Source organism: Eudoraea sp. (assembly GCF_049665975.1).
In the GTDB taxonomy this organism is placed as follows: domain Bacteria; phylum Bacteroidota; class Bacteroidia; order Flavobacteriales; family Flavobacteriaceae; genus Eudoraea.
In genome coordinates, this window is record NZ_JBATGR010000378.1 from 1 (window position 1) to 1575 (window position 1575).

General features: G+C 39.3%; 1 protein-coding gene and 1 pseudogene. Both read left to right on the plus strand.

The annotated features are described in order from the left end of the window. Window positions 1–190, plus strand: a pseudogene (locus tag WBN20_RS12910) (hypothetical protein); the annotation flags it as partial. 135 nt (window positions 191–325) lie between these two features. Next, window positions 326–1525, plus strand: a complete 1200-nt coding sequence (locus WBN20_RS12915; protein ID WP_424281988.1) for an alanine dehydrogenase — start codon at window positions 326–328, stop codon at window positions 1523–1525. Window positions 1526–1575: the final 50 nt, after the last annotated feature.

Sequence of the window (1575 nt, forward strand, 5' to 3'; positions counted from 1 at the left end):
TGCTATGGATGCAGAACTACAGTACTATAAAGACAAAGAACGCCAGGAAAATGAAAAAGTGGGTGTTAGGACTAAAGTAGAAGATCAAATGGAAGAAGATCTATCTAAAAAAACACCAGATAATGCCTTGAAGAATACCTTTAAACAGTTGCAACACTCTTTAAGAAGTCTGTTCAATATGTTTTTATAGAAGAAAAAATAATTAGTAAAAATCCTGCCCCATTGTAGCAGGATTTTTTTTACCCTTATCCATACAAGCCCACTTCATAAAAAAAAATTGTAATTTTGAGATTAACCGTAAATTTAAGGTTACCAATTACTTCTTATGAATCAACCTTCCTCGCCATTTAGCAAACAACAGTTACTTCCGCAGGAAGAAACGCTGGAAGTTTTAAAACAAAAAGGAGAACTCTATATTGGGATCCCAAACGAAAACCAATATCAGGAAAAGCGTATTTGCCTCACTCCGGATGCGGTAAATGCTTTAACCTCGAATGGTCATCGTGTTTTAATGGAGGCAGGGGCAGGGGAAAGTGCCAGCTATACCGACAAGGAATATACCGAAGCAGGAGCAAACATAACACGTGATACAAAAAAAGTATTTTCTTGTCCGCTTTTATTAAAAGTAGAGCCCCCTACCCTGTCGGAAATTCAGTTAATGAATCCTCAGGCTACCATAATTTCAGCATTGCAAATAAAAACAAGGTCTAAGGAATATTTTGAGGAACTCGCAAAAAAAAGGATCACGGCAATAGCATTTGAATATATTCGAGATGAGGATGGTAAGTATCCTGCTGTTCGTTCCTTAAGTGAAATTGCCGGCATTGCTTCGGTGCTTATCGCTTCGGAAATCATGGCCGCTACCAACGAGGGAAACGGGCTTATGTTTGGGAATATAAGTGGGGTGCCCCCTATAGAAGTAGTTATTGTAGGTGCAGGAACCGTTGGAGAGTTTGCCGCCCGCTCGGCTTTAGGCCTTGGAGCGAATGTTAAAGTCTTTGATAACTCACTTACTAAATTAAGGAACATTCAAACGAATCTTAAGCAAACTATTTATACATCAACCCTGCAACCCAAGAACCTCTTAAAAAGTCTAAAACGGTGTGATGTTGCCATAGGAGCTGTCCGCGGCAGCGACAGATCACCTATTGTGGTTTCTAGCACAATGGTAGAACAAATGAAAAAAGGATCTGTGATCATTGATGTGAGTATAGATATGGGAGGGTGTTTCGAAACCAGTGAGCTTACGACCCACGATAAACCCACTCGTGAAAAATATGGGGTCATCCATTACGGTGTACCCAACATTCCTGCAAGATACCCCAGGACGTCTTCGGTGTCTATCAGTAATATTTTTACACCTTATCTGCTAAAAATCGGAGAAGATGGGGGTCTGGAAAATTCACTTAGATTTGACAGGGGCCTTCGAAATGGTTTATATATGTATCATGGCATACTTACCAATAAATCTGTTGGTGAATGGTTCGATCTAAAACACAGCGATATTAACTTTCTTATTTTTTAGTTAATGGCGTTTCTGAAAAGATTGGGATTTTACCTTATAGGATTATCCAT

Coding starts and splice junctions, on each gene's coding strand:
- WBN20_RS12915 (WP_424281988.1), top strand. CDS start 326: ATGAATCAACCTTCCTCGCCATTTAGCAAACAACAGTTACTTCCGCAG.